Origin of the sequence: Pseudomonas putida (genome assembly GCA_041071465.1) — a bacterium.
GTDB classification, from domain to species: Bacteria; Pseudomonadota; Gammaproteobacteria; order Pseudomonadales; family Pseudomonadaceae; genus Aquipseudomonas; species Aquipseudomonas putida_P.
In genome coordinates this window covers 2,776,819-2,802,674 of record CP163498.1, presented here as the reverse complement: position 1 = coordinate 2,802,674, position 25,856 = coordinate 2,776,819, and the positions used below count along the sequence as shown (strand labels likewise).

Here is a 25,856-nt window from a genome sequence, read left to right as displayed (position 1 = left end):
CCAACGCTGGCCCAACCTTTGCTCTACGCTTTTCAACTCCCTAACAAACACAATAGCCAGGAGACACACCATGCGTTACGCACATCCCGGTACCGAAGGCGCGAAGGTTTCCTTCAAGAGCCGCTACGGCAACTACATCGGTGGTGAGTTCGTTCCTCCGGTAAAGGGGCAGTACTTCGAAAATACCTCCCCGGTGAATGGCAAGCTGATCGCTGAATTCCCTCGCTCCACTGCCGAAGACATCGACAAGGCCCTGGATGCCGCCCATGCTGCGGCCGACGCCTGGGGCCGCACGTCGGTGCAGGACCGCTCCAACGTTCTGCTGAAGATTGCCGACCGTATCGAGCAGAACCTCGAGCTGCTGGCCATTACCGAAACCTGGGACAACGGCAAGCCAATCCGCGAAACCCTAAACGCCGACATCCCGCTGGCGGTCGACCACTTCCGCTACTTCGCTGGCTGCATCCGCGCCCAGGAAGGCGGCGCGGCCGAGATCAACGAAGGCACCGTGGCCTATCACATCCATGAGCCGCTGGGCGTGGTCGGGCAGATCATCCCGTGGAACTTCCCGATCCTGATGGCGGCCTGGAAGCTGGCGCCCGCGCTGGCCGCGGGTAACTGCGTGGTGCTCAAGCCTGCCGAGCAAACGCCCCTGGGCATCACCGTGCTGCTGGAAGTGATCGGCGACCTGCTGCCACCTGGCGTGCTGAACGTGGTGCAAGGCTATGGCCGCGAAGCCGGTGAAGCCCTGGCCACCAGCAAGCGCATCGCCAAGATCGCCTTCACCGGCTCGACTCCGGTTGGCTCGCACATCATGAAATGCGCCGCCGAGAACATCATCCCGTCAACTGTCGAACTGGGCGGCAAATCGCCGAACGTGTACTTCGAAGACATCATGCAAGCCGAGCCAAGCTTCATCGAGAAGGCGGCCGAAGGCATGGTGCTGGCATTCTTCAACCAGGGCGAAGTGTGCACCTGCCCATCGCGGGCACTGGTACAGGAGTCGATCTACCCGCAGTTCATGGAAGTGGTGATGAAGAAGGTGCTGCAGATCAAGCGCGGCGACCCGCTGGACACCGACACCATGGTCGGCGCCCAGGCCTCGCAGCAGCAGTTCGAGAAGATTCTGTCGTACCTCGACATCGCCCAGAAGGAAGGCGCCGAGCTGCTGACCGGCGGCAAGGTGGAAAAACTGGAAGGCTCGCTGGCCACCGGTTACTACATCCAACCGACCCTGCTCAAGGGCAACAACAAGATGCGCGTGTTCCAGGAAGAAATCTTCGGCCCGGTGGTCAGCGTCACCACCTTCAAGGACGAAGCCGAAGCGCTGGCGATTGCCAACGACACCGAGTTCGGCCTGGGCGCCGGCGTATGGACCCGCGACATCAACCGTGCCTACCGCATGGGCCGTGGCATCAAGGCTGGCCGTGTATGGACCAACTGCTACCACCTGTACCCGGCGCATGCCGCGTTTGGCGGGTACAAGAAGTCCGGTGTTGGCCGTGAGACGCACAAGATGATGCTCGACCACTATCAGCAGACCAAGAACCTGCTGGTGAGCTACGACATCAATCCGCTGGGCTTCTTCTAATCCGCGTCGCGGCCCTCGCGGGCTCGCCCGCTCCCACAAGCTCTGCACATGACTTGAATGTTGTGCAATCCCTGTGAGGGCGGGCAAGCGCGCGACGAGGCCGGGCCTGCATTTAACAATGCCAAAGCGGTTGCCGTGCACCAACCGCTCTGGCTCGCTTCCTGCAGTACCCATCACCATCGGCCCGGAACCCTTCCGGCCACCAAGAAAAACAACAGGTGAAACTATGCCAAGCGATCATTCCGCCGGCTCGCCGGCAGGCTCTTCCGTAGACTTCGAAAAAGTCGGTTCGGACTATTTCCAGCAACGTGAACTGAAAAAAGGCGCCGCCGGCTGGGTACTGCTGGTCGGCCTGGGCGTGGCCTATGTCATCTCCGGCGACTACGCTGGCTGGAACTTCGGCCTGGCCCAGGGCGGCTGGGGTGGCATGTTCCTGGCCACCCTGCTGATGGCCACCATGTACCTGTGCATGTGTTTCTCATTGGCCGAGCTGTCGTCGATGATCCCCACCGCAGGCGGCGGCTACGGCTTTGCCCGCAGCGCCTTCGGCCCGTGGGGCGGCTTCCTGACCGGGACGGCGATCCTCATCGAATACGCCATCGCACCCGCCGCCATCGCCGTGTTCATCGGCGCCTACTGCCAGTCACTGTTCGGCATCGGCGGCTGGATGATCTACCTGGCGTTCTACATCGTGTTCATCGGCATCCACATCTTTGGCGTGGGTGAGGCGTTGAAGCTGATGTTCATCATCACCGCTATCGCAGCCATCGCCCTGGCGGTGTTCCTGGTGAGCATGGTGCCCCATTTTGATGCAGCCAACCTGTTCGACATCGCCAAAACGGACGCGGTAGGCGCCAGCAGCTTCCTGCCGTTCGGCTATGTCGGTGTGTGGGCGGCGATTCCTTACGCCATCTGGTTCTTCCTTGCCGTAGAAGGTGTGCCACTGGCCGCCGAAGAGACCAAGAACCCCAAGCGCGACCTGCCACGCGGCCTGATCGGTGCCATGCTGGTACTGCTGGCCTTCGCCCTGCTGATCTTGGTGGTCGGGCCTGGCGGTGCGGGGTCCGAAGCCCTGAAAGCGTCCGGTAACCCGCTGGTCGAGGCATTGTCCAAGGCCTACGGCGGCAACACCTGGATGGGCGGTTTCGTCAACCTGGTGGGCCTGGCCGGGCTGATCGCCAGCTTCTTCTCGATCATCTACGCCTATTCCCGGCAGATCTTCGCCCTGTCCCGCGCGGGCTACCTGCCCCGCAAATTGTCGCAAACCAACAAGAGCAAGGCCCCGGTGCTGGCCTTGATCATCCCTGGCATCATCGGTTTTGCCTTGTCGCTGACCGGCCAGGGTGACCTGCTGATCCTGGTTGCCGTATTCGGCGCTACCCTGTCTTACGTGCTGATGATGGCCGCGCACATCACCTTGCGCATCCGCCGGCCGAAGATGGAACGCCCATACCGCACCCCGGGTGGCGTCTTCACCTCGGGCGTAGCCTTGGTGCTGGCGTGCATCGCCGTGGTCGCCGGCTTCCTGGTCGACCCACGGGTGGTGATTGGCGCCGCAGTGATCTATGCGGTATTAATTGCCTACTTTGCTTTCTACAGCCGCCACCACCTGGTCGCGGGCACACCGGAAGAGGAATTCGCCGCGATCCAGAAGGCCGAAGAGGCCCTGCACTGATCGCCGCCACCCGCCGCGGGGCAACCCGCGGCTCTGGAGATTCTGTATGGCAAGTTTCGTACACACGGTCGGCCACCTGGTCTACCGCTTCGACAGCCTCAAGGACGTAATGGCCAAGGCCAGCCCGGCACGCTCGGGGGACTACCTGGCGGGCGTCGCGGCCAGCAACGACGGCGAACGTGTCGCGGCGCAGATGGCGTTGGCCAATATCCCACTGACGCACTTCCTCAACGAAGCCCTGATCCCTTACGAGGATGACGAGGTCACCCGCCTTATCGTCGATACACACGACGCCCAGGCTTTCGCCCCGGTCAGCCACCTGACCGTGGGCGGCCTGCGCGACTGGCTGCTCAGCGAAGAGGCCGATGAAGACAGCCTTCGCGCCCTGGCGCCCGGGCTGACACCCGAAATGGCGGCAGCGGTGTCGAAGATCATGCGCGTGCAGGACCTGGTGCTGGTGGCGCAGAAGATCCGCGTGGTCACGCGCTTTCGCGGCACCATGGGCCTGCGCGGGCGCCTGTCGACGCGGTTGCAACCCAACCACCCGACCGACGAACCGGCCGGTATTGCCGCCAGCATTCTCGACGGCCTGCTGTACGGCAACGGCGACGCCATGATCGGCATCAACCCGGCCACCGACAGCATCGCCTCGATCTGCGCCCTGCTGGAAATGCTCGATGCCATCATCCAACGCTACGACATCCCTACTCAGTCCTGCGTGCTGACCCACGTCACCACCTCGATCGAAGCGATCAACCGTGGCGTGCCCCTGGACCTGGTGTTCCAGTCCATCGCCGGCACCGAGGCAGCCAACGCTGGCTTCGGTATCAACCTGAACGTGTTGCAGGAAGGCTACGAAGCCGGCCTGTCGTTGAAACGTGGCACCCTTGGGCAAAACCTGATGTATTTCGAAACCGGCCAGGGCAGCGCACTGTCGGCCAACGCCCACCATGGCGTCGACCAGCAAACCTGCGAAACCCGCGCCTATGCCGTGGCCCGCCACTTCAAGCCGTTTCTGGTCAACACCGTGGTCGGCTTCATTGGCCCGGAGTACCTGTACAACGGCAAGCAGATCATCCGCGCAGGCCTTGAAGACCACTTCTGCGGCAAGCTGCTGGGTGTGCCGATGGGCTGCGACATCTGCTACACCAACCACGCCGAAGCCGACCAGGATGACATGGACACCCTGCTGACCTTGCTGGGTGTGGCCGGGATCAACTTCATCATGGGCATCCCCGGCTCCGACGACATCATGCTCAACTACCAGACCACCTCGTTCCATGACGCGCTGTACGCGCGCCAGACCCTCGGCCTGAAGCCTGGGCCGGAATTCGAGGCATGGCTGGCCCGCACCGGCATCTTCACCCAGGCCGATGGCCGGGTGCGCTTTGGTGACAACCTGCCACCGGCCTTTCGCCAGGCCCTGGCACAGCTTGCATAGGGATGACCATGGACCATCGCACGCCTACCCCCGACAACCCTTGGCTGGCCCTGCGCAACCTGACCCCGGCGCGCATCGCCCTGGGCCGCACCGGCACCAGCCTGCCGACCGGCGCGCAACTGGACTTCCAGTTCGCCCATGCCCAGGCCCGCGATGCCGTACACCTGGCCTTCGACCACGCCGGCCTGGCCAGCCAGCTGAGTGATCGCGGGCGCGACAGCCTGGTGCTGCACAGCGCCGCCAGCGACCGCCACCAGTACCTGCAGCGCCCGGACTTGGGGCGACGGCTGAACGAAGACTCGATTGCCACCCTGCGCCAGCACACCCAGGCCAACCCCGGCGGCGTCGACCTGGCCATCGTGGTCGCCGACGGCCTCTCGGCGCTGGCCGTGCATCGCCACACCCTGCCGTTTCTGAACCGCTTCGAGGAGCAGGCCGCCGCCGACGGCTGGACCAGCGCCCCGGTGGTGCTGGTGCAGCAAGGCCGTGTGGCAGTGGCCGATGAGGTCGGCGAGCTGCTCGGCGCACGCATGACAGTGATGCTGATCGGCGAACGCCCGGGGCTGAGTTCGCCTGACAGCCTGGGCTTGTATTTCACCTATGCACCGAAGGTTGGCCTGACCGACGCCTACCGCAACTGCATTTCCAACATCCGCCTGGAGGGGCTGAGCTATGGCATGGCGGCTCACCGCCTGCTGTACTTGATGCGCGAAGCCTGCCGGCGCCAACTTTCCGGGGTGAATTTGAAGGACGAGGCCGAGGTCCATAGCCTGGAGAGTGAAGGCAGTGCCAGCCAGAAAGGTAACTTCCTGCTCGGCAAAGGGTAAAAAACATGTCACGGAAGGCGGATTGCACTTGTGCCGCGCATTGGGCAGCATGCCCTTGAAAGCTGCTGGCATTCCGCTGTTTCCCAAAATGGACTCTGAGGGCCGCACATGCGCATCATCAAGGCAACCCTGGAACACCTCGACCTGCTCACGCCATTGTTCGTCAAATACCGCGAGTTCTATGGTCAGCTGCCCTACCCCGACAGCTCGCGCAGCTTTTTGGAAAAGCGCCTGAAACGGGATGAATCGGTGATCTACCTGGCGCTACCGGATGATGACGACAGCAAACTGATGGGCTTCTGCCAGCTGTACCCCAGCTACTCGTCGCTGTCATTGAAGCGGGTGTGGATTCTCAACGATATCTATGTAGCCGAAGACTCGCGGCGCATGCTGGTGGCCGACCACCTGATGCGCGAAGCGAAGAAAATGGCCAAGGACACCAACGCCGTACGCATGCGGGTGTCGACCAGCGCGGACAACGAAGTTGCACACAAGACTTACGAATCCATCGGTTTTCGCGAAGACACCGAGTTCAAGAGCTATATCCTGCCGATCAGCCAGGATTGACCGGTGGCGGCCTTTTCGCGGGCACGCCCCCGAAGAGGCCGCCACAGGATTACCTCTATCGTAACCCCCCGCTACAAACTCCCCGGGCATGTTCCTGACTTAGCCGTATAATGCCTCTTCTGTCATGTGTGAAATTTTACCCATCCCCAGGTAACCGAGCCTACGCCCCAGAACACAGGTGCTGTACATGGATTTCAACCCGCTGGACCTTATCCTGCATCTCGATGCTTACCTCGATCTGCTGGTCACCAATTACGGTCCCTGGATCTACGCCATCCTGTTCACCGTGATCTTCTGCGAAACCGGGCTGGTGGTAATGCCCTTCCTGCCGGGCGATTCGCTACTGTTCATCGCCGGCGCCGTGGCTGCGGGTGGCGGTATGGACCCTGTCCTGCTGGCCGGCCTGCTGATGGTTGCCGCGATCCTGGGTGACAGCACCAATTACGTGATCGGCCGAACGGCCGGCGAGCGCTTGTTCAACAACCCCAACTCCAAGATATTCCGCCGCGATTACCTGCAACGCACCCACGAGTTCTATGAACGCCATGGCGGCAAGACCGTGACCCTCGCGCGCTTCCTGCCCATCCTGCGCACCTTCGCGCCGTTCGTCGCCGGCATCGCCCACATGCATTACCCACGCTTCCTTGGCTTCAGTGTCGCCGGCTCGCTGCTGTGGGTCGGCGGGCTGGTCACCCTGGGTTATTTCTTCGGCAACGTGCCGTTCATCAAGCAGCACCTGTCGCTGATGGTGGTGGGCATTATCATCCTGTCGCTGGTGCCGATGATTCTCGGCCTGCTGCGTGGGCGTCTGGGCCGCACGGCCAAGGCTCACTGAACACGCACAAGAGCAACCGGCATGTGGTCATTCAGCGCCTGGCGGCGCAAGCGCACTCTGGCGCGTTACCCGATCACGCCACAGCAATGGCAGGCCGTACGCGAGCGCCTGCCCATGCTGGACGGCATCACTGACGCAGAAGACCAATGGCTGCGCGAAGCCTGCATCCTGTTCCTGCTCGACAAGCACCTCACCTGCCTGCCCGGCGTCGAACTGGACGACGAGCAGCGCCTGTTGCTGGCCGCCCAGGCACAGTTGCCACTGCTGCACCTGGGCGAGCTGAACTGGTACCAGGGCTTCCACGAAATCATCCTGTACCCCGACGACTTCAAGAGCCCCCAGCGGCACCGCGATGCCAGTGGCGTGGAGCATGTGTGGGACGGCGAGCACAGCGGCGAAGCCTGGCAACAGGGGCCGATCATCCTCGCCTGGAACGGCGTGCTGGGCAGCGGTGGCTGGGAGGCCTACAACCTGGTCATCCATGAGCTGGCGCACAAGCTCGACATGCTCAACGGCGATGCCAACGGCCTGCCACCACTGCACAGCGGCATGCCGGTGGATGAGTGGGCAACAGCCATGCAGCAGGCTTACGACGACCTCAACCGCCAGTTGGATGCCGACCCTGACGCCGAAACCGCCATCGACCCATACGCTGCAGAAAACCCGGCAGAATTCTTTGCCGTCACCAGCGAATATTTCTTTAGTGCCCCCGACCTGCTGCATCAGGCTTATCCACAGGTCTACCGCCAGTTGTCGCAGTTCTACCGGCAAGACCCGCTGGCGCGCCTTTGCCGGCTGCAGGCCGAACACCCCGAGTACCGCGAAAGCCACGCCTGACGGGGCCGCACATCAGGCCAGACGTGGCATGCCCCGGCAGAATGTGCCTATAATCGCCGCCACTTTTTTGGTCAAACACGGGGGCACTGCCCAATGAGCTACAGCAAGATTCCGGCGGGCAAAGACCTGCCGAACGACATCTACGTCGCCATCGAGATCCCGGCCAACCACGCGCCGATCAAATACGAGATCGACAAGGACAGCGACACGCTGTTCGTCGACCGCTTCATGGCTACCCCAATGTTCTACCCAGCCAACTACGGTTTCATCCCGAACACCCTGGCTGACGACGGTGACCCGCTGGACGTGCTGGTGGTTACCCCTTATCCGGTAGCGCCAGGCTCGGTAATCCGCGCCCGCCCGGTTGGCGTACTGAACATGACCGACGACGGCGGCGGCGACGCCAAGGTCATCGCCGTTCCTCACGACAAGCTGTCGCAGCTGTACGTCGACGTGAAGGAATACACCGACCTGCCAGCCCTGCTGATCCAGCAAATCGAGCACTTCTTTGCCAACTACAAAGATCTCGAGAAGGGCAAGTGGGTCAAGATCGAAGGCTGGGAGGGCGCTGACGCTGCCCGTGCTGCGATCACCAAATCGGTTGCTGCCTACAAGGGCTGATACCGGTTGCATAAAAACCCCGCCTTGGCGGGGTTTTTTTACGCCTGAAAGGGCGATGCGCTGATTACTAGTAAGAAATCCTACGCAGTCCTACACCAACGCCCTACAGGCGGCCTCTTTTCACACAAACCCCATCAACACCCGGTTCATATCCTTGCTGGCACCCCGCCGCTACACTCGCTGCCATGAACACTTCCGGTGACCGCCTCAAGGCCCTGCTGCATGAATGCGGCCTGACCCCTTCCGATTTCGCCGCCCAGCGCAGCGTCACACCGCAGCACGTCAACAACTGGTTCAAACGCGGTGTGCCTTTGGCCCGGCTGGATGAGCTGGCCGACCTGTTTTGTGTGCACCGCCGTTGGCTGCGCACCGGTGAAGGGCCCAAACACCCCAACCCGATCCTGCGCAACGGCCCGCCAAAGCCGGCACTCGCCAACCCACCCACTCCGCTGTCGGTGCGACACGGCCGGGTACTGAACGTGCCTTATTACGAGATGCATAACAGCCTGCTGTCGCCAGTGGCGGGCAAAAACCTGCGCCTGCCGGCAAAGGCCCTGAAGGGGTTGGGTGTACAGGCCGGTAACGCGATCTGCCTGGCGATGCCGGCCGGCAACATGCTCCCGTTGATTCCGCTGGAGGCCACCCTGGCCATCGACCTGAGCATGACCCGAGTGGTCGATGGCGAGACCTATGCCCTGCTGCACAACGGCATGCTCAGGGTTAACAGCCTCAGCCTTGGCCTGCACGATACGCTCTATCTGCACAGCCATGACCGGCGTAACTATGCGGTCGAACGCTACACCCCAGCGCAGCGCCAGGCGCAGGGGCTGGAGATCCTTGGCTGGGTGTTCCACTGGTCACATTTCCGCCAGCAGCGGCCAGGCTGAAACACCCTGTGCCATTTTTTGCTGGGCATCCTGCGCGGGCCCTTGTATGCTACGCGGCACATTTAGCCCCGACCGGCGCAAGCCGCGGTCCAGAGGGCTCGGCGATATCCCACACGGGCATCTGCCATCTCTTTCAGGCCCTTGATGGCCACACAGTTAAGGCGATTGCGGCTTACCATAAATTAGTCGGAAGCGTCCCCGAGAAGCCGGCCACAAGCCGGCTTTTTAATACCCCGTCGTATACGCTACAACCGGCAGATCCTCGTACGTGGCGTCAGATGTGCGGGCTGGCCGAGAGCTTCAAGCTGCTCTTCAGGAATTCCTCACGAACCTGATGCATCTGCAAGTGGGTTTTCCCCGTCGCATAGTCCAGCCCCGCGAGCCCCATTTTCAGCGCCAGCTCGGGGTGCCGCGCCGCATATCGAATACGGTCAGCCAAACTGGACGGGTTACCGGTTTCAAACGTGAGCGCATTGTGCCTGCTGGTAATATCCTGCACCCCGGATGTGTCGGAGCCGATGACGGGAACGCCCTGGCTGAACGCATCGAATATGATTCGGGGTTGTTCCTGCTTCAATGTCGGGACCAACAGCCAGTCATGCTGGGCAATGATCGTGAAAAAGTCTTTGCCATAATCGACTGCGCTCTGAAACCTCACCGCGACGGCGCCACGGTACTCAGCGGCAAAGCGTAGGCAGTGCGCTTTCAAATCCCCGTCACCCATGAGAGTGATCGTGATTTCAACGCCTTCGACGTTCAGTTGTTCAATGGCTTCAAGAACGACCATGACACCTTTATCCACGACCAGGCGTGAGGGGTAAAGCAAGTTGAGTGTACGCTCACGCCTACCTTCGAATCGCCTCCTGACTGCCTCCGGGGCCGCCATGTACTGCTTATCGAGCCAGCTGGCAGGGTTAATTAACGTGTGGCTATTGTTGCCCCCGAGAAAATATTCCTTGTAGAAAGATTGAGTGAATATCCTGGCGTTTGCCAGCTTCAAACAGCGTTTCAACAGGAGGGAGTGTGCGTAGTGCTCGATGACTGCCCTGAACGTCCGCGTATCACCCTGGCCCAGCATCCAGAATGAAGACTCTATGACAACAACCCATTGAAAGCGAAACAGGGGTTTCAGGGGCAGCAGGTAGAAGGACAACGGAAATGCCCAACCGGCACCGTCGGAATGCACGACCCTCGCCGATTTACAGGCTTTGGCGACGCACATGAAATTGGGTAGGAAATTCTTTAATACAGAGGCAAGCCCATAGTCTTTTCTCAAGCCGTAAAGCCATTTCACATTCAGATGACTAATGCTTTGCAACCCTTCGACGTTGTTGCTTTTTTCAACAGGGCAGCAGATGCCGAAGTTTTCTATGTAGCTCAGATGAAGCTCTATATCCTTGACCCACAAAGGGTCAGTAAAAAGTTCACCTTGCTCGTTTACAACAATCGGTATTCGGGTAAACAGGATATATGGGTCTTCAATCATATTCCCCTCACAGGGATGCCTGGACACGATCAGTTGAATTGTCTACATGGGGCCTACTCCTCAAAACCAGCCGTCCATCTCAACAACGTTTCAGCGTCCTTGCAGACCTCCTGCACACGCAGTAAGCACTCCGCTAGGGCTACACTCTAGTGCGACTCAACCGATTGCACACGCAGTGCTGCAAAAAAACCAGGCGGTCATGGCGCCGGTAAGCCGGCGCCAAAAACAGTCATGCCAAACTAGCTATATATATCGTTCAATGAGCGCCGCACCTGGGATATCGACGCATCAGAAGTCATACCGCGCGCCAACCATCATGCTGCGCGACGGCCCGTAAAAGTTGAATGTCGAAGTTGACCCCACCCGCGACAGGTAGTCCCGATCGAACAGGTTGTTGACGTTGAAGGTGGCCGTCAGCTTCGAGGTAACCGGGTACGACAGCATCGCATCCACTGTGGCATAGCCCGGTGCATCGATACGCACACCGCCATTTTCGGAATAGAAGTTGCTCATCGCCGATATGCCGCCACCCACGGCCAGGCCAGTCAGCGGCCCTTGGTTGATGGTGTATTTGCTCCACAGTGATGCCTGGTTGCGCGGCATGATGAAGAAGGTGGTTTCGGCGTCACCCTTGACGGTTTCGGTTTCCATCCAGGTGTAGCCGGCCAGCAGTTCCCAATTTGCCGTCAGCTTGCCGCTCACTTCTACTTCCGCGCCCTTCACACGTGTCTTGCCGGCTGCAACGGAGTCGGTAGTTGCTACGCCATCAGCGTCGTACAGCGTGGTGGCGCGGTTCTTGTCGGTCAGCCGGAACACCGACAACCGGGTATTCAGGTCGCCGCCAAAGTAGCTGCTCTTCAGGCCGAGCTCATACTGCTCGCCTTCACGCGGCTTCAGCACGCGGCCGTTGCTGTCGGTGTCGGACTGCGGCTTGAACACCTGCGAGTAGCTGGCATACAACGCGTGGTTATCGGTCAGGTCGTAGACCAGGCCGCCATATGGAGTGAAGTGACCGTCCACGCGTTTGCTGTCATTGGTGGTGGCGCCGCTGCTCAGGGTAGTGGTGTAGAAGTCACCGCGATACCAGCTGAAACGACCACCGGCGATCAGCGCCAGGCGATCGATCGGGCGGAACGTAACCTTGGAGTACAGCCCGTATTCCTCTTCCTGCATGCCGGTTTCGGTGCTGTAGTTGGGCGACGGCTTGGCGAACTGCTTCGGCGAATAGGTGTTGACGTTGATGGCACCCAGGTTGGTGGTGCCGTTGAGGTACTCGGTATCGTAGTTCTTATAGTCGCTGCCGACCACGAACTCGCTGACCTGGCCGAATGTTTCGAACGGCTGGCTGTAGCTGGCGTCCAGCGAGTAGGTGTCCTGGGTGAAATCGCGGGCGCTGGCGCGTTCGGAGTTGGCACCGGTAGTGGCGTTGGTCGCAGTGAAGGCATACAGGTAATTTGTATCGCGGTGCGAGCCACGGGCAGCGACACGGCCGTAGCCACCGTTATCGAAGCGGTGGGTCAGTTCAGCAACCAGGTCGGTGGTCTTGCCGTCGAAGTAGTTCCAGTCGGCCCCCAGGAAACGCGAATGGCTGAAGTCGGGCACTTCACCGGACAACGTGGCCGGGTAGCCGTTGTGCGGGGTGATGTTCTTCACTTCGTGCATCAGCCCGAACGACAGCGTGGTGGCCTCGTCCAGGTCGATGTCCAGCGCACCGTAGTAGCTGTTACTGGTGTTGGCGTTGTAATCGACTTCGCCATTGGTGTCGTCACGGGATGCGATGAAGCGCCCGCGCACGCGGCCGGCGTCATCCAGCGGCCCGCTCAGGTCGATTTCCTCGTGGTTGGTGTCCCAGGTGCCGTAGCTGCCTTCGATGTGGCCCTGGAATTCGGCCGTCGGGCGCTTGCGCACCATGTTGACGATGCCACCCAGTTCACTGGTACTGCTGAACAGCCCAGCCGGGCCACGCATGATTTCGACTCGGTCGAACGCCGCCAGCGACGGCACAGTGCCGAAGATACTGGCCATGGGGGCCGGCAGGCCGTCGATGTTGAATTCGCTGTACTCGTAGCCACGGGCGTAGATTGACGAGCGGCCGCTATCGTTGGTCAGGGTGCGCAGGCCGGCGGTGTACTTGGCCAGGTCATCCAGGTGCACGAACTGGCGGTCCTTGACGTAGTCCTGGGTGTAGACGGTGATGGACTGGGGAATGTCCTTTAGCGCTGCTGGCGTCTTGGTGCCCACTGTAGCGGCATCGACGCTGTAGCCCCCGGTTTCTTCCGATGGCAGCATGTCGTAAAGGCGGTTGCCCTCGATGGTCAATGCTGGCAGGTCGAGCGAGGCATCCTCGGCTGCCGCCTGAGTCGCTACAGTTTCAGCCAGTGCCGACAACGAAAATGGCGCCAGCAGCCCCAGTACCAGCCAGCCCCGCACCCGTCGCGGGCTCCCCACACCTTTGAAACCGTTCATGCCACACCCTTCGCCCAAGTGATAATAATTCGCAAACGAAACAAGTTGCTTTTTGCGAACGATACCGGAGCGAAAACGGGGGTGCAGCATCATTAACCTTCTTAACACATTGGGGCGTTGCCCTCGGGCCGCTGGCAATGGGATGATTCGTAACTGATAGAAGTTCTCATTCAAGGCTCGCCGTGCCCACCTCACTTCTCCTTGTCGAAGACGACCCTCGCCTGCTTCAAGACCTGGAACGCCATTTCCTCAACCGCGGTTTCCAGGTGCACGCCTGCGCCAGCGGCACCCAGGCACTGAATGCCATACAGCAATCGCAGTTCGATTTGGTGCTGTTGGACATCATGCTGCCAGGCATCGACGGCCTCAGCCTGCTCGACGAGCTGCGCCGACAACAGGCGGTACCGGTCATGCTGATGTCGGCGCTAGGCGCCGAGCAAGATCGCATCAGCGGCTTTACCCGTGGCGCGGACGATTACCTGCCCAAGCCCTTCAGCCTGGCGGAGCTGGACGCCCGGGTCGACGCCTTGCTGCGGCGTGTGGCATTCGACCGTGGCACGGCGCTGCGTACCGACGTCGGCGAGGTGATGCTGGACCACGACCGTCAAGACGTTATCCACAACGGCAATGCCGCTGGCCTCACCGCTTCCGAATTCCGCTTGCTGGTGACGCTGCGGGCGCACCCCGGCGAAGCCTTGAGCAAACCCTTCCTGTACCGGAGCGTGCTGCACCGGGCCTATACCCGCCTGGACAGGGGCCTGGACGTGCATGTGTGCAACCTGCGCCGCAAGCTGGCCGACATCAGTGCCCAGCACCTGCAGATCCAGGCCGTGCGTGGCCAAGGGTATGTCCTGATCGACACGGAACAGCCCTGATGCGTCGCCACCCTTTGCTATGGAAACTGGCGGTACTGCAGGTCAGCTTCTGCCTGCTGCTGGTCTGGCTGATCTGGACCTGGGGCCTGTCGGTAGAGCGCAGTACCTACTTCCTGTCCCAGGGCGACCAGGATTACCTGGCCCGCTATGCACAACAAGCCGAACAGGCCTGGAACCAGGGCGGCGCGGAAGGCGCCGAGGCCTGGCGCAGGCAACTGGAACAAGCCGAGGACACCTGGGTTGCCTTGGTCGGGCCGCACCTGCAAAGCCTTGGCACCACGCCACTGAATGCCGAGCAAGCCAGCCACCTGACCTTCATGCGCAAACTCGACTGGCCAATGAGCCGGCGCCTGCAGGATGAGCTGCCGTATGTCAGCATCGAGTTCCCGCAACACCCCGAGCACGGCCGCCTGGTGCTGCAACTGCCCGAGCGCCTGCTGCCCACCGGCCTGACACCGTGGACCCATGTGATCACCCACGGCGTTGCACCCGCACTGCTCGCACTGCTGCTGGGCCTGGCGTTGTACCGACATTTGGTCGTACCGCTGAACCGCCTGCGCGACCGCGCCGACGCCCTGCGTGCCGACGACCTGGACAGCCCCGCCCTGCCCCTGCAGGAACGCCGTGACGAGCTGGGTGAACTGGCACAGGCCTTCGAACACATGGCCGGGCGCCTGCGCCAGAGCCTGGAACAACAGCGCCTGCTGTTGCGCACACTGTCTCACGAATTGCGCACGCCACTGGCGCGGCTGCGCATTGCCCATGACAGCGACTTGCCACCGCCACAACTGCGCGAACGCCTGGACCGCGAAGTCGCCGACATGCAAAAGCTGCTGGAAGACACGCTGGACCTGGCCTGGATGGACACCGAACAGCCCAGCCTGCCGACCGAACCGGTGTTGATGCTTTCGGTATGGGAAGCACTGTGCCAGGACGTTTGCTTCGAAAGCGGCTGGGCCCCGTCGCGCCTGCCGTGTTCGCTCGGTACCGACTGCCGGGTACAGGCTCACTTGGACAGCCTGGCCCAAGCCCTGGAAAACCTGCTGCGCAATGCCATTCGCCACTCGCCGGCCGAGGGCCGGGTGAGCCTGGATGGCTGGCGTGAGGGCGATTGCTGGCACCTGCGCCTGAGCGATCAAGGCCCCGGTGTGCCTGACATCGACCTGGAACGCATCTTCAAGCCTTACCAGCGCCTGGCCGGTAGCGGAGCGGGCTTCGGCCTGGGCCTGGCCATCGCCCGCCGCGCCATCGAGCTGCAAGGTGGCCGCTTGTGGGCCAGCAACGGCCACCCTGGCCTGTGCCTGCACATGACCTTGCCGCTTGCCAGGGACTGTTTAGAAAGTTAATGCGCTTTACGCCCAATCAGGACTGATTATCATCTTGGCGCACCCGCCTTGCGCTCCTCGCAAAGCCCTGACGAGACGCCTGATGAGCAAGATGACCCTGACGCTGGCTTTGGCACTGGCCCTTGCAGCCCCTGTCGCCCTGGCGCAGCCCGAGCACAACCAGAAAATGGACACTTCGCTGCTGCAGCGCAAGGGCCTGGCGTACCGCTTCAGCCATCTCGATATGGACTCGGCAGACGGCCAGCGCCACTACCGCCTGTGGGTCGGCCAGCCGAACCGCCCGGCACCCGCATCCGGGTATCCGGTGCTGTGGATGCTCGATGGCAATGCCGCGCTAGGGGCGCTGGACAGCCAGCAACTGGGCAAGCTCGCTGCCGGTCAGGCGCCATTGCTTGTGGCCGTGGGTTACCAGACCGACCAGCGTATCGAGCGAACTGCGCGCACCTATGACTACACCCCGGCATTGCCTGGGCGGACAGAACAACACGACCCGTTGACCGGGGAGCCCAGTGGCGGCGTGGAGGCGTTCGTTGACCTGCTGACCGGGCCCATGCGCAACAAGGTGGCTGGCGTGGCACCCATCGACCTGCGAAGGCAAACCCTGTGGGGCCACTCCTACGGCGGGCTGGCCGTGCTGCATACACTGTTCACCCGGCCCGGCGCATTCAGCGACTACGCCGCCGCCAGCCCATCACTGTGGTGGCATGACGGGGCCATCGTGCAGGAGGCGCGGGGGCTTGAGCAGCGCTTGGGCAACAACCCTGCGCGGCTGCTACTGATGCGGGGCAGCGAGGAACCTGCGAGCCCCAGGGCGCAGTTAAAGGGCGATGTGGAGAAGCCCGCGCGCGAACTGACGGCAGACCTGGCCAAGGTAAAAGGCCTTCAGGTGCGCTTCGAACGGTTCGAGGGGCTGGACCATGGGCAAATGCTGGGGGCTTCTTTGCGTACGGTGCTCAAGCAGCTGGCCAGATAACGACGTATCCGGCTGCAGTTGTTCGAGGCGCTCCTGGCTAGCCCTTCACACACACCACCTGCCGCAGGGTGTGAACCACCTCGACAAGCGCCTGCTGGGCACGCATCACCGCGTCGATGTCCTTGTACGCCATCGGGATTTCGTCGATTACATCCTTGTCCTTGCGGCATTCCACATGCGCCGTGGCCCGCCGTTGGTCCTCGACGGTGAAGCGGCTTTTGGCCTTGGTCCGGCTCATCACGCGCCCAGCGCCATGGCTGCAGGAGCAGAACGACTCCTCATTGCCCAGCCCACGCACGATGAAGCTTCTGGCGCCCATGGAGCCTGGGATGATGCCCAACTGCCCCTTCTGCGCCGACACCGCCCCCTTGCGCGTGACCAACACTTCGCGGCCAAAGTGCTGCTCACGCTGTACATAGTTGTGGTGGCAGTTCACCGCTTCCAGGCTGGCCTCGAACGGTTTGCCCAGCGCCTTGCGAGCAGCGCCGACCACGGCCAGCATCATCAGCTCGCGGTTCTGCCGGGCGTAGTCCTGTGCCCACTCCACGGCCTGGACGTAGTCCGCGAAATGGCGACTGCCTTCCTCGAAATACGCCAGGTCCTTGTCCGGCAGGTTGGCCAGGTGCTGACGCATGTCGGCCTGGGCCAGTTCGATGAACAGGTTGCCGATGGCATTGCCCACACCGCGCGAGCCGCTGTGCAGCATGAACCAGACGCGGTCGGCCTCATCCAGGCACACTTCGATGAAGTGGTTGCCACCGCCCAAGGTGCCCAGGTGGTGACGGTTGTTGGTCTTCTCCAGGCGCGGGTACTTGTCGGTAATGGCCTTGAAGCGCCCGGCCAACTGGCCCCAGGCCTTGTCTGCCTTGGCCGGCACATCGGCCCAGGCGCCCTGGTCACGTTTGCCGAAGGTTTTGCCATGGGGCACCGCCTGCTCGATGGCGCTGCGCAGGCCATGCAGGTTGTCTGGCAGGTCACGGGCGTGCAAAGAAGTGCGCGCAGCGATCATGCCGCAGCCGATGTCCACGCCAACCGCTGCGGGAATGATCGCACTGACCGTGGGGATCACGCTGCCGATGGTCGAGCCCTTGCCCAGGTGCACGTCCGGCATCACCGCCAGATGCTTGAAGATGAACGGCATCCTGGCCGTGTTCATCAGTTGCCGGCGGGCGTCCTCCTCGACCGGCACGCCATCAGTCCATAATTTGACCGGCTTGCCGCCGGCGACTTGGAGAATGTCCATGGGGGTACTCCAGAAAGGCCATGCCTGCATGATACCGCCGAAGGTCGTAGAACAGCGGGTTGCCAGTGGGGTGGCACTGTGCGGTATGCTTGCCCGGTCTTCAGGGCGGGGTGAAAGTCCCCACCGGCGGTAAATCGAAAGATGAGCCCGCGAGCGCCCCGGCCATGCCGGGGGTCAGCAGATCTGGTGCAACTCCAGAGCCGACGGTCATAGTCCGGATGAAAGAAGGCGTCAGGCAGGGGCCATTCGGGCGCCCTTGCGCGCGCATTTTGTTCGCCCCGAGACGTTCATCGATCATTCACGAGGAGCGTTTCATGTCCACCCAGCACCTTTCGCAATTTCCCAATGTTTCCGCCGCCATCGCCGCCTTCCAGGCCGGGCGCCCTGTACTGCTGCTCGACGATAACGACCGCGAGGACGAAGCGGACATCATTGCCGCCGCCGAGAACATTACGTTGCAGACCATGGCCATGATGATCCGCGACTGCAGCGGTATCGTCTGCCTGTGCCTGGATGAAGCCACCGTCGACGCGCTGCAGCTGGCACCGATGGTGCAGAACAACCAGGCCCGCCACGGCACCGGCTTCACCGTCACCATCGAGGCAGCAGAAGGCATTACCACCGGGGTTTCTGCCCAGGACCGTATCACCACCATCGACGCGGCACTGCGTTCCAGCGCCGAACAGCGCCATATCGTCAGCCCAGGCCATGTGTTCCCGCTGCGCGCCCGCAATGGCGGGGTACTGACCCGCCGTGGGCACACCGAAGGTTCGGTTGACCTGGCGCGCCTGGCTGGCCTGCGCCCGGCGGCTGTGTTGTGCGAACTGATGAACCCCGATGGCAGCATGGCCCGGGGCGAGCAGGTGGCGGTGTATGCGCGGCAGTACAATTTGCCGGTGCTCACCATCGAAGAACTGGCGCGGTATCGTGAGGCCTTGTTGGAGCTGGAAGCAGAGCCAGCCTGATAGGTCACCTTCAGGTTGTTCGCGTTCACGCCCGCTGCCACAGGTACCCCACAGTTCTTCAAGGCTGTGGAGTACCTGTGGCAGCGGGGGTGCCCGCGAAAGAGCCCTTGATACCCACCTCATTGCCCCTGAAGTTTGCTCCCCCGCCCCGCTCTGCTAGTGTCGCGCCGTTCTGAATGCCACCGAGACAGTCGCCATGGCCCGCAAAAAAGCCTCCCTCGATTTCGAGCAATCCCTCGCAGACCTGCAAGCACTGGTCGAGCGCCTGGAGAACGGCGAGTTGTCGCTGGAAGAGTCGCTGGCCGCCTTCGAACAAGGCATCGCCCTGACCCGTGATTGCCAGGGCGCCCTGGCCCAGGCCGAACAGAAGGTGCAAATTCTGCTGGAGCGCGACGGCGAGCTGGCTGCCCAGCCCTTCGACGCGGAGCCAGACGTATGATTGGTACCTACCAGGCCAGTTGCCAGGCGCGGGTCGATACCGCCCTCGAACCGCTGTTCATCGCCCCGACCAAAGAGCTGGAGCGCCTTTACGCCGCCATGCGCTACAGCGTGATGAACGGCGGCAAGCGCGTGCGCCCGTTGCTGGCCTACGCGGCCTGCGAAGCCCTGGGCGCACCCGCCGAACAGGCCAACGGCGCCGCCTGCGCGGTCGAGCTGATCCACGCTTACTCGCTGGTGCATGACGACCTGCCGGCCATGGACGACGACGACCTGCGTCGCGGCCAGCCAACCACTCACAAAGCGTTCGATGAAGCCTGCGCCATCCTGGCTGGCGACGGCCTGCAGAGCCTGGCGTTCAGCGCCCTGCTCGACCCACACCTGAGCCCGCAGGCAGACAACATCCGCCTGGCCATGGTCCAGGCATTGGCCAAGGCTGCCGGCCCGGCCGGCATGGTCGGCGGCCAGGCCATCGACCTCGGCTCAGTGGGCCTGAAGCTGGACCAGCAGGCGCTGGAATTCATGCACCGACACAAGACCGGCGCGCTGATCGAAGCCAGCGTCCGCCTCGGCGCCCTGGCCAGTGCCCGCGCCGAACAAGCGCAGCTCGATGCCCTGCAAACTTATGCACAGGCCATCGGCCTGGCATTCCAGGTGCAGGACGATATCCTCGATGTGGAAAGCGATACCGCCACCCTGGGTAAACGCCAGGGCGCCGACATAGCCCGTGACAAACCGACCTATCCGGCCCTGCTGGGCCTGGAAGCGGCCAAGGCCTATGCAATCGAACTGCGCGACCAGGCGCTGATCGCACTGCAAGGGTTCGGTGAAACGGCCGAGCCGCTGCGGGCGCTGGCGCGCTACATCGTCGAACGCCGTAACTGATGGATTGGGGCCGCTGCGCGCCCCATGCGACACCCGTCTGAATGGGCAGTATTTCCTACAATGGGGTAAACTGCCGCGTCTTCACACACCTATAACGACTCGCCTGATGCCCACGACGTTTCAAGAGATCCCCCGCGAACGCCCGGTCACGCCGTTGCTCGACCGCGCTGACACGCCTGCCGGCCTGCGCCGGTTGGCCGAAGCCGACCTGGAGACCCTGGCCGACGAATTGCGCCAGGAACTGCTCTATACCGTGGGGCAGACCGGTGGGCACTTTGGTGCCGGTCTGGGCGTGATCGAGCTGACCATCGCCCTGCACTACGTGTTCGACACCCCGGACGACCGGCTGGTGTGGGACGTGGGCCACCAGGCCTACCCGCACAAGATCCTCACCGGGCGCCGTAACCGCATGCTCAGCCTGCGCCAGAAGGACGGCATCGCCGCCTTCCCGCGCCGCAGCGAAAGCGAGTACGACACCTTTGGCGTCGGCCACTCCAGCACCTCCATCAGCGCCGCGCTGGGCATGGCCATTGCCGCCCGTCTGCAAAACAGTGCACGCAAGTCGATCGCGGTGATCGGCGATGGCGCGCTGACCGCCGGTATGGCCTTCGAGGCGTTGAACCACGCCCAGGAGGTCAACGCCGACATGCTGGTGATCCTCAACGACAACGACATGTCGATTTCGCGCAATGTCGGCGGCCTGTCCAACTACCTGGCCAAGATCCTCTCCAGCCGCACCTACGCGAGCATGCGCGAAGGCAGCAAGAAAGTGCTGTCGCGCCTGCCAGGTGCCTGGGAAATCGCCCGCCGCACCGAGGAGTACGCCAAGGGCATGCTGGTGCCAGGTACGCTGTTCGAAGAGCTGGGCTGGAACTACATCGGCCCGATCGACGGCCACGACCTGCCGACCATGATCGCCACCTTGCGCAACATGCGTGACCTGAAGGGCCCGCAGTTCCTGCACGTGGTGACCAAGAAGGGCAAGGGCTTCGCCCCGGCCGAGGTCGACCCGATCGGCTACCACGCCATCACCAAGCTGGAGCCAGCCGACAAGCCAGCCGCGCCGAAGAAAGTCAGCGGCCCGAAATATTCCGCCGTGTTCGGCCAGTGGCTGTGCGACATGGCCGCCGCCGACAACCGCCTGGTGGGCATTACCCCGGCGATGAAGGAAGGCTCGGACCTGGTCGACTTCAGCGAACGCTACCCGCAACGCTACTTCGACGTGGCCATCGCCGAGCAGCACGCCGTGACCCTGGCGGCCGGCATGGCCTGCGAGGGCAGCAAGCCGGTGGTGGCGATCTACTCCACCTTCCTGCAGCGTGCCTACGACCAGCTGATCCACGACGTGGCCGTGCAGAACCTCGACGTGCTGTTCGCCATCGACCGCGCCGGCCTGGTCGGCGAAGACGGCCCGACCCACGCCGGCAGCTACGACCTGTCGTACCTGCGCTGCATTCCGGGCATGCTGGTGATGACGCCTAGCGACGAGAACGAGCTGCGCAAGATGCTCAGCACCGGCCACCTGTACAACGGCCCAGCGGCCGTGCGCTACCCGCGTGGCACTGGCCCGAACGCGCCGATCAGCGGTGACCTGCAGCCACTGGAAATCGGCAAGGGCGTGGTTCGCCGCCAAGGCGAGAAAGTCGCCTTGCTGGTGTTCGGCGTGCAACTGGCCGAGGCCATGCAGGTGGCCGAGCAGATCAACGCCACGGTGGTCGACATGCGCTTCGTCAAGCCGCTGGACGAGGCCTTGGTGCTGGAGCTGGCTGGCAGCCACGAACTGCTGGTAACCATCGAAGAGAACGCCATCATGGGTGGTGCGGGCGCTGCCGTGGGTGAGTTCCTGGCCAGTCAGGCGGTGCTCAAGCCGCTGCTGCACCTGGGGCTGCCGGATATCTATGTCGAGCACGCCAAGCCTGCGCAAATGCTGGCAGAGTGCGGGCTGGATGCAGCCGGGATCGAGGCTTCGGTGAAGGCTCGCATGGCCAAGCTCGGGCTGTAACCCTCGGGGCCACTTTGCGGCCCATCGCAACACAAGGCCGCTTCTACAGAGGAACGCGGACTCCTGTAGGAGCGGCCTTGTGTCGCAATCGAGGGCGCAGCCCTCGCAATATGGTACTGCCCATGAAAACCCCAACCTTCGCCACCCTGCTCTGCCTCCCTCTTCCGCTGCTGGCCACTGAGCGCGACGACGCCCTCAAGCTCCCCGACGTATTGATCAGCGCCAGCCGCCAAGTCGAATCGCGCACCGCTACCAGCGCCGCCAACACCGTCTTCACCCGCACCGACATCGACCGCCTGCAACCCACCAGCGTCACCGACCTGCTCACCCGCGTGCCCGGCGTGCAGGTGGCACCTACCGGTGGCCGTGGCAGCCTGCCTGGCATCTTCATTCGCGGCACCAAGGCAGCACAAAGCCTGGTGCTGGTCGATGGCGTGCGCATCGCCAACGCCACCTCCGGCGACAGCGGCCTGCAGTTTCTCGACGTCGACCAGATCGAGCGCATCGAAGTGCTGCGCGGCTCGCGCTCGGCGGTGTACGGCAGCGATGCCATAGGCGGGGTGATCCAGATTTTCACCCGCCGTAGCAATGGCCCCGGCCTGCAGCCGCGCCTGCGCATGGCCGCTGGCAGCAACCAGACCTTTCAACGCAGCCTGGGGCTTTCTGGCGGCAACGATGCGACCCGCTTCAACCTGGGCGCCAGCCTGGATGAAACTGCCGGCATCGACTCGACCGGGCCGTCCTTCGACAGCGATGGCGACCACGATGCCTACCGCAACCGATCGCTCAACCTGAGCCTGAGCCATACGTTCAACGAACGTTTCGAGGCAGGTGTAAACCTGCTCGACAGCCGCGGGCGCAGTGAATACGACAATCCGTACGGGCGACTCGATGAAGATACCTGGCTGAGTTATCCACAACAGCCCTACACCGATTTCAGCGTCAGCAGCCTGGGCGGCTGGTTCGATGCCCAACTCAACGACGCCTGGCACTCGAGGCTGGAACTGGGCCACAGCGAAAACCGCGACGACAAACGCGACAAACTCAGCGACCAGCGCTTCATTTACAACACCTATCGTGATCAGGTCACCTGGCAGAACGATCTCGCCTTCGACGACCAAAACCAACTGATGCTCGGTGGCGATTGGTACGAGGAACGCTTCCATGGCACGGCGAACTTCAGCGAAGACAGCCGCTGGAACCGCGCCGCCTTCGCCCAGTACCGTTTTACCGGGGAACACTTCTCGAGCGAGCTCGGCGTACGTCACGACCGCAACCAACAGTACGGCGACCAGACCACTTGGAACGCCAGCCTTACCCTTCCATTGAATTCCCGCAACGACCTACTGGCGTCTTACAGCGAAGGGTTTCGCGCCCCCACTTTCAATGACCTCTACGACGTACAGTACGGTAACCCGGACCTGCGCCCCGAGCACTCGAAGAGTTACGAGCTGCAATGGCGCAGCCAACTGGCCAGCCATACCCGACTGGAAGCCTCGCTGTATCGCACCGACCTACGCGATGCGATCAACTACGACCCAACGCTCAGGCGACCCGGCAATGTCGACAATGCACGCATCAATGGCTTCGAGTTGTCGTTGCTGCAGGAGTGGGCTGGCTGGACCTCTCAGTTGGGGGTGAGCATGATTGATCCCCGAGACCGCGAAAGCGGACATACCCTGCAGCGACGCGCCCGCCGCACGTTGAACCTTGACCTGGATCGTCAGTTCGAACGCTTCAGCGTGGGCGCGAGCTGGCAGGCTGTCAGCGGCAGCTACGACGATCCATCGAACAATGAGCGCATAGGTGGCTATGGACTTGTAGGCCTACGAGGCGGCATGCGCCTGACGACGGATGTAAAGCTTGAACTGAAGCTCGACAACCTGTTGGACAAACAGTACAGCCGAGCCATGTACAGCTTCGATGGCAGCCAGTACGGCTACCGCGAAGAAGGCCGCACGCTGCTGTTCAGCGTTACCTGGACGCCGGTGCTTTAGCCGCGAGCAACGCGCACAGGCGGGCGGTGGCCTCGATCATCTGCCCGCTGGGGCGCTCCAGGCCTTTGTCAGGCACCACCAGCAGGCGCCCATCAGCCACGGCTCGAAGCTGCGGCCAGGCCTTCCAGCTGGCCAACTGTGCCTGATCGCCGGCCAGGATGACCTGCGGATCACGCAGCAGTACAGACTCCACACTCACCTGCGGTGCCGGCTGGCTGAGGTCGGCGAATACGTTGCGCGCCCCGCACACGGCCAGGGCGTCGCTCACCACCTGGCGGCCACCGAGCGTGTACAACGGCCTATCCCACACTTGATAGAACACCTGCAAGGGTTCGTCTCGCCCATACTGCTGGCGCAGCTGCTGCAGCCGCTTGCGCAGGGCTTGAGCGTACGCGTGGCCTTGCTCGGCACGCCCAATGCGCCCGGCAATGGCCTCGATCTGCTCGATCAGTTGGTCGATGTCATGGGGTTCGGCACTGAAGGTGGCAATGCCCAGGCGCTTGAGCTGGTCGCGCTGGGCGGGCGATACGCTGCCAGGCCACAGCAACAACAAGTCGGGGCGCAGGCTGAGCAAACGCTCCATGTCCAGCTGCCCTTGGCGCCCGACCGAGGGCAAGTCGCCCAGGGCAGCCGGCCGTTCGCCACCGTCGAGCACGCCCACCAACAAGTCGTCGGCCTGCAGCTCAAGCATGATTTCAGTCATCGAGGGGGCCAGGCTGACCACCCGCAAGGGGTCGGCGGCCAGCGCGGTGCAGGCTAACAGCGCCAGCAGGCCAGGCAGCAGGCGCATCAGCCGAGCTGACGCGGAATACGATAGAGGTACAGCACTACCACCGTGGACAATGCCAGCAGGATCTGCGGCACCGCCTCCAGACCGACAAGCACCGTCAGCGCTGCGACCCAGGCTGGGAAGCAGGCATACAGCATGGCCACGCGCCGTACCCGCGCCAGTTCGATCCAGGCGCCAGGCTCTTCGCCCGTGCCGAGCACTTTGGAGGTGGCGATCAGTGCACGCTTGTAGGCGCCGAAGCGCGGCAAGCTGAGGAACATGGTGGCCGCACCGGCAATGAACAGTGGCATGGCCAGCACCGGGATCAGCGCATCACCACCACCAAAGGCCCAGGCCATGACCGGCAGCGGCACCAGGCCCACGGCCAGGTACTGCCACCAGGCCAGCGCCAGGCGCCGCTTGACCTCGGCGCGTGTCACGCCTGTGGCGCCTCGCCCTGGTGCTCGTTGCCCAGCATGTGGCCCAACTTACCGGCCTTGGTCGCCAGGTAGTAACGGTTGTGCGGGTTGTGCCCGGTGTGCAGCGGCACACGCTCGGCAACCACGATATTCATGTCGGTCAGGGCTTTGACCTTGCGTGGGTTGTTGGTCATCAGGCGCAGCGACTTCACACCCAAGTGCTCGAGCATCGGCAGGCACATGGCGTAGTCACGCTGGTCGGCGGCAAAGCCCAGACGCTCGTTGGCTTCGACGGTGTCGGCGCCGCCATCCTGCAGTTCGTAGGCACGGATCTTGTTCAGCAGGCCGATGCCACGGCCTTCTTGACGCAGGTACAGCAGCACGCCACGGCCTTCGCGGGCGATGGCCTGCAGCGCGGCTTCCAGCTGCGAGCCGCAATCGCAGCGCTGGCTGAACAGGGCATCGCCGGTCAGGCACTCGGAGTGCAGGCGCCCCAGCACCGGCTGGCCGTCCGCGATATCACCCAGGCTGAGCACCACATGCTCACGGCCAGTGGCTTCGTCGAGAAAGCCATGCATGGTGAAGGTCGCGAAGGGAGTCGGGAGTTTAGAGGCGGCAACAAAGACGACGGGCACGTTGTGCTCCTGGAATAAGTTGAAAATTTCTCGTGGGCCGATTGTATCAGCAGGTAGCGGAATGTGGGCCGGCTCA

At 62.7% G+C, this 25,856-nt stretch carries 23 protein-coding genes and 1 riboswitch; of the genes, 17 read left to right on the top strand and 6 right to left on the bottom strand.

The genetic code is table 11. From position 1 onward, the window contains the following. The first annotated feature begins 70 nt into the window (after nt 1–70). The 9 genes from AB5975_12990 to AB5975_12950 all read left to right on the top strand — a co-directional run bounded on the left by AB5975_12990 (nt 71) and on the right by AB5975_12950 (nt 9,281). The gene (locus AB5975_12990; GenBank protein XDR22634.1) at nt 71–1,591 is read left to right on the top strand and encodes an aldehyde dehydrogenase family protein; all 1,521 of its coding nucleotides are present in this window, start codon (nt 71–73) and stop codon (nt 1,589–1,591) included. 226 nt (nt 1,592–1,817) lie between these two features. Further along, nucleotides 1,818–3,266, top strand: a complete 1,449-nt coding sequence (eat, locus tag AB5975_12985) for an ethanolamine permease (GenBank protein ID XDR22633.1) — start codon at nt 1,818–1,820, stop codon at nt 3,264–3,266. A gap of 46 nt (nt 3,267–3,312) precedes the next feature. Then, the gene (locus AB5975_12980) at nt 3,313–4,707 is read left to right on the top strand and encodes an ethanolamine ammonia-lyase subunit EutB (protein ID XDR22632.1); all 1,395 of its coding nucleotides are present in this window, start codon (nt 3,313–3,315) and stop codon (nt 4,705–4,707) included. Between the two features lie 8 nt (nt 4,708–4,715). After that, on the top strand, nt 4,716–5,534 hold the full coding sequence (gene eutC / locus AB5975_12975) for an ethanolamine ammonia-lyase subunit EutC (protein XDR22631.1): 819 nt from the start codon (nt 4,716–4,718) through the stop codon (nt 5,532–5,534). Between the two features lie 108 nt (nt 5,535–5,642). After that, the gene (locus tag AB5975_12970; protein ID XDR22630.1) at nt 5,643–6,101 is read left to right on the top strand and encodes an N-acetyltransferase family protein; all 459 of its coding nucleotides are present in this window, start codon (nt 5,643–5,645) and stop codon (nt 6,099–6,101) included. Nucleotides 6,102–6,288: 187 nt separating this feature from the next. Then, nucleotides 6,289–6,936, top strand: a complete 648-nt coding sequence (locus AB5975_12965) for a DedA family protein (protein XDR22629.1) — start codon at nt 6,289–6,291, stop codon at nt 6,934–6,936. A 21-nt stretch (nt 6,937–6,957) separates the two neighbouring features. Then, nucleotides 6,958–7,773, top strand: a complete 816-nt coding sequence (locus AB5975_12960) for a zinc-dependent peptidase (GenBank protein ID XDR22628.1) — start codon at nt 6,958–6,960, stop codon at nt 7,771–7,773. Nucleotides 7,774–7,866: 93 nt separating this feature from the next. After that, on the top strand, nt 7,867–8,394 hold the full coding sequence (gene ppa / locus AB5975_12955; GenBank protein XDR22627.1) for an inorganic diphosphatase: 528 nt from the start codon (nt 7,867–7,869) through the stop codon (nt 8,392–8,394). Nucleotides 8,395–8,579: 185 nt separating this feature from the next. Beyond that, on the top strand, nt 8,580–9,281 hold the full coding sequence (locus AB5975_12950; protein ID XDR22626.1) for a helix-turn-helix transcriptional regulator: 702 nt from the start codon (nt 8,580–8,582) through the stop codon (nt 9,279–9,281). Nucleotides 9,282–9,555: 274 nt separating this feature from the next. On the opposite strand, the gene AB5975_12945 is transcribed toward AB5975_12950, so the two are convergent. Together AB5975_12945 and AB5975_12940 are read right to left on the bottom strand one after the other, a co-directional pair. Beyond that, a complete protein-coding gene (locus AB5975_12945) occupies nt 9,556–10,767 on the bottom strand; it encodes a glycosyltransferase family 4 protein (GenBank protein XDR22625.1) in 1,212 nt (403 codons plus the stop codon). Nucleotides 10,768–11,055: 288 nt separating this feature from the next. Beyond that, the gene (locus AB5975_12940) at nt 11,056–13,233 is read right to left on the bottom strand and encodes a TonB-dependent siderophore receptor (GenBank protein XDR22624.1); all 2,178 of its coding nucleotides are present in this window, start codon (nt 13,231–13,233) and stop codon (nt 11,056–11,058) included. 182 nt (nt 13,234–13,415) lie between these two features. On the opposite strand from AB5975_12940, the gene AB5975_12935 reads away from it, so the two are divergent. From AB5975_12935 to AB5975_12925, 3 genes are all read left to right on the top strand, one after another. Next, a complete protein-coding gene (locus AB5975_12935) occupies nt 13,416–14,108 on the top strand; it encodes a response regulator transcription factor (GenBank protein XDR22623.1) in 693 nt (230 codons plus the stop codon). After that, the gene (locus AB5975_12930; protein ID XDR22622.1) at nt 14,108–15,454 is read left to right on the top strand and encodes a histidine kinase sensor domain-containing protein; all 1,347 of its coding nucleotides are present in this window, start codon (nt 14,108–14,110) and stop codon (nt 15,452–15,454) included. Before AB5975_12935 ends, AB5975_12930 begins: the two co-directional genes overlap by 1 nt. Before the next feature lie 82 nt (nt 15,455–15,536). Beyond that, nucleotides 15,537–16,427 (top strand): alpha/beta hydrolase, encoded by an 891-nt coding sequence (locus AB5975_12925; GenBank protein ID XDR22621.1) that lies wholly within the window; start codon nt 15,537–15,539, stop codon nt 16,425–16,427. A 37-nt stretch (nt 16,428–16,464) separates the two neighbouring features. Here AB5975_12925 and AB5975_12920 read toward each other — a convergent pair whose 3' ends face one another. After that, entirely contained in the window at nt 16,465–17,670 is a 1,206-nt protein-coding gene (locus AB5975_12920; protein XDR22620.1) for an RtcB family protein, read from the bottom strand. Between the two features lie 92 nt (nt 17,671–17,762). Beyond that, nucleotides 17,763–17,904, top strand: a riboswitch (FMN riboswitch). A gap of 80 nt (nt 17,905–17,984) precedes the next feature. Between AB5975_12920 and ribB the strand changes: the two genes are divergently transcribed. The 5 genes from ribB to AB5975_12895 all read left to right on the top strand — a co-directional run bounded on the left by ribB (nt 17,985) and on the right by AB5975_12895 (nt 23,957). After that, nucleotides 17,985–18,635, top strand: a complete 651-nt coding sequence (gene ribB, locus AB5975_12915) for a 3,4-dihydroxy-2-butanone-4-phosphate synthase (protein ID XDR22619.1) — start codon at nt 17,985–17,987, stop codon at nt 18,633–18,635. A 196-nt stretch (nt 18,636–18,831) separates the two neighbouring features. Continuing rightward, complete coding sequence (locus tag AB5975_12910; protein XDR22618.1) at nt 18,832–19,074, top strand: exodeoxyribonuclease VII small subunit; 243 nt, start codon at nt 18,832–18,834, stop codon at nt 19,072–19,074. Then, complete coding sequence (gene ispA / locus AB5975_12905; protein XDR22617.1) at nt 19,071–19,958, top strand: (2E,6E)-farnesyl diphosphate synthase; 888 nt, start codon at nt 19,071–19,073, stop codon at nt 19,956–19,958. Before AB5975_12910 ends, ispA begins: the two co-directional genes overlap by 4 nt. A 106-nt stretch (nt 19,959–20,064) precedes the next feature. Next, a complete protein-coding gene (dxs, locus tag AB5975_12900) occupies nt 20,065–21,960 on the top strand; it encodes a 1-deoxy-D-xylulose-5-phosphate synthase (GenBank protein XDR22616.1) in 1,896 nt (631 codons plus the stop codon). Between the two features lie 122 nt (nt 21,961–22,082). Beyond that, nucleotides 22,083–23,957, top strand: coding sequence for a TonB-dependent receptor (locus AB5975_12895; GenBank protein ID XDR22615.1), 1,875 nt, complete (start codon nt 22,083–22,085; stop codon nt 23,955–23,957). Here the strand turns inward: AB5975_12895 and AB5975_12890 are convergent. From AB5975_12890 to ribA, 3 genes are read right to left on the bottom strand one after another with little or no spacing between them, the layout of a single operon-like run. Further along, the gene (locus tag AB5975_12890) at nt 23,935–24,747 is read right to left on the bottom strand and encodes a cobalamin-binding protein (GenBank protein XDR22614.1); all 813 of its coding nucleotides are present in this window, start codon (nt 24,745–24,747) and stop codon (nt 23,935–23,937) included. The two genes, AB5975_12895 and AB5975_12890, sit on opposite strands and share 23 nt — an antisense overlap. After that, entirely contained in the window at nt 24,747–25,166 is a 420-nt protein-coding gene (locus tag AB5975_12885) for an MFS transporter (protein XDR22613.1), read from the bottom strand. Before AB5975_12885 ends, AB5975_12890 begins: the two co-directional genes overlap by 1 nt. Then, entirely contained in the window at nt 25,163–25,780 is a 618-nt protein-coding gene (gene ribA / locus AB5975_12880; GenBank protein ID XDR22612.1) for a GTP cyclohydrolase II, read from the bottom strand. Before ribA ends, AB5975_12885 begins: the two co-directional genes overlap by 4 nt. Nucleotides 25,781–25,856 lie beyond the last annotated feature (76 nt).

Coding starts and splice junctions, on each gene's coding strand:
- AB5975_12990 (XDR22634.1), top strand. CDS start 71: ATGCGTTACGCACATCCCGGTACCGAAGGCGCGAAGGTTTCCTTCAAG.
- eat (XDR22633.1), top strand. CDS start 1,818: ATGCCAAGCGATCATTCCGCCGGCTCGCCGGCAGGCTCTTCCGTAGAC.
- AB5975_12980 (XDR22632.1), top strand. CDS start 3,313: ATGGCAAGTTTCGTACACACGGTCGGCCACCTGGTCTACCGCTTCGAC.
- eutC (XDR22631.1), top strand. CDS start 4,716: ATGGACCATCGCACGCCTACCCCCGACAACCCTTGGCTGGCCCTGCGC.
- AB5975_12970 (XDR22630.1), top strand. CDS start 5,643: ATGCGCATCATCAAGGCAACCCTGGAACACCTCGACCTGCTCACGCCA.
- AB5975_12965 (XDR22629.1), top strand. CDS start 6,289: ATGGATTTCAACCCGCTGGACCTTATCCTGCATCTCGATGCTTACCTC.
- AB5975_12960 (XDR22628.1), top strand. CDS start 6,958: ATGTGGTCATTCAGCGCCTGGCGGCGCAAGCGCACTCTGGCGCGTTAC.
- ppa (XDR22627.1), top strand. CDS start 7,867: ATGAGCTACAGCAAGATTCCGGCGGGCAAAGACCTGCCGAACGACATC.
- AB5975_12950 (XDR22626.1), top strand. CDS start 8,580: ATGAACACTTCCGGTGACCGCCTCAAGGCCCTGCTGCATGAATGCGGC.
- AB5975_12945 (XDR22625.1), bottom strand. CDS start 10,767: ATGATTGAAGACCCATATATCCTGTTTACCCGAATACCGATTGTTGTA.
- AB5975_12940 (XDR22624.1), bottom strand. CDS start 13,233: ATGAACGGTTTCAAAGGTGTGGGGAGCCCGCGACGGGTGCGGGGCTGG.
- AB5975_12930 (XDR22622.1), top strand. CDS start 14,108: ATGCGTCGCCACCCTTTGCTATGGAAACTGGCGGTACTGCAGGTCAGC.
- AB5975_12925 (XDR22621.1), top strand. CDS start 15,537: ATGAGCAAGATGACCCTGACGCTGGCTTTGGCACTGGCCCTTGCAGCC.
- AB5975_12920 (XDR22620.1), bottom strand. CDS start 17,670: ATGGACATTCTCCAAGTCGCCGGCGGCAAGCCGGTCAAATTATGGACT.
- ribB (XDR22619.1), top strand. CDS start 17,985: ATGTCCACCCAGCACCTTTCGCAATTTCCCAATGTTTCCGCCGCCATC.
- AB5975_12910 (XDR22618.1), top strand. CDS start 18,832: ATGGCCCGCAAAAAAGCCTCCCTCGATTTCGAGCAATCCCTCGCAGAC.
- ispA (XDR22617.1), top strand. CDS start 19,071: ATGATTGGTACCTACCAGGCCAGTTGCCAGGCGCGGGTCGATACCGCC.
- dxs (XDR22616.1), top strand. CDS start 20,065: ATGCCCACGACGTTTCAAGAGATCCCCCGCGAACGCCCGGTCACGCCG.
- AB5975_12895 (XDR22615.1), top strand. CDS start 22,083: ATGAAAACCCCAACCTTCGCCACCCTGCTCTGCCTCCCTCTTCCGCTG.
- AB5975_12890 (XDR22614.1), bottom strand. CDS start 24,747: ATGCGCCTGCTGCCTGGCCTGCTGGCGCTGTTAGCCTGCACCGCGCTG.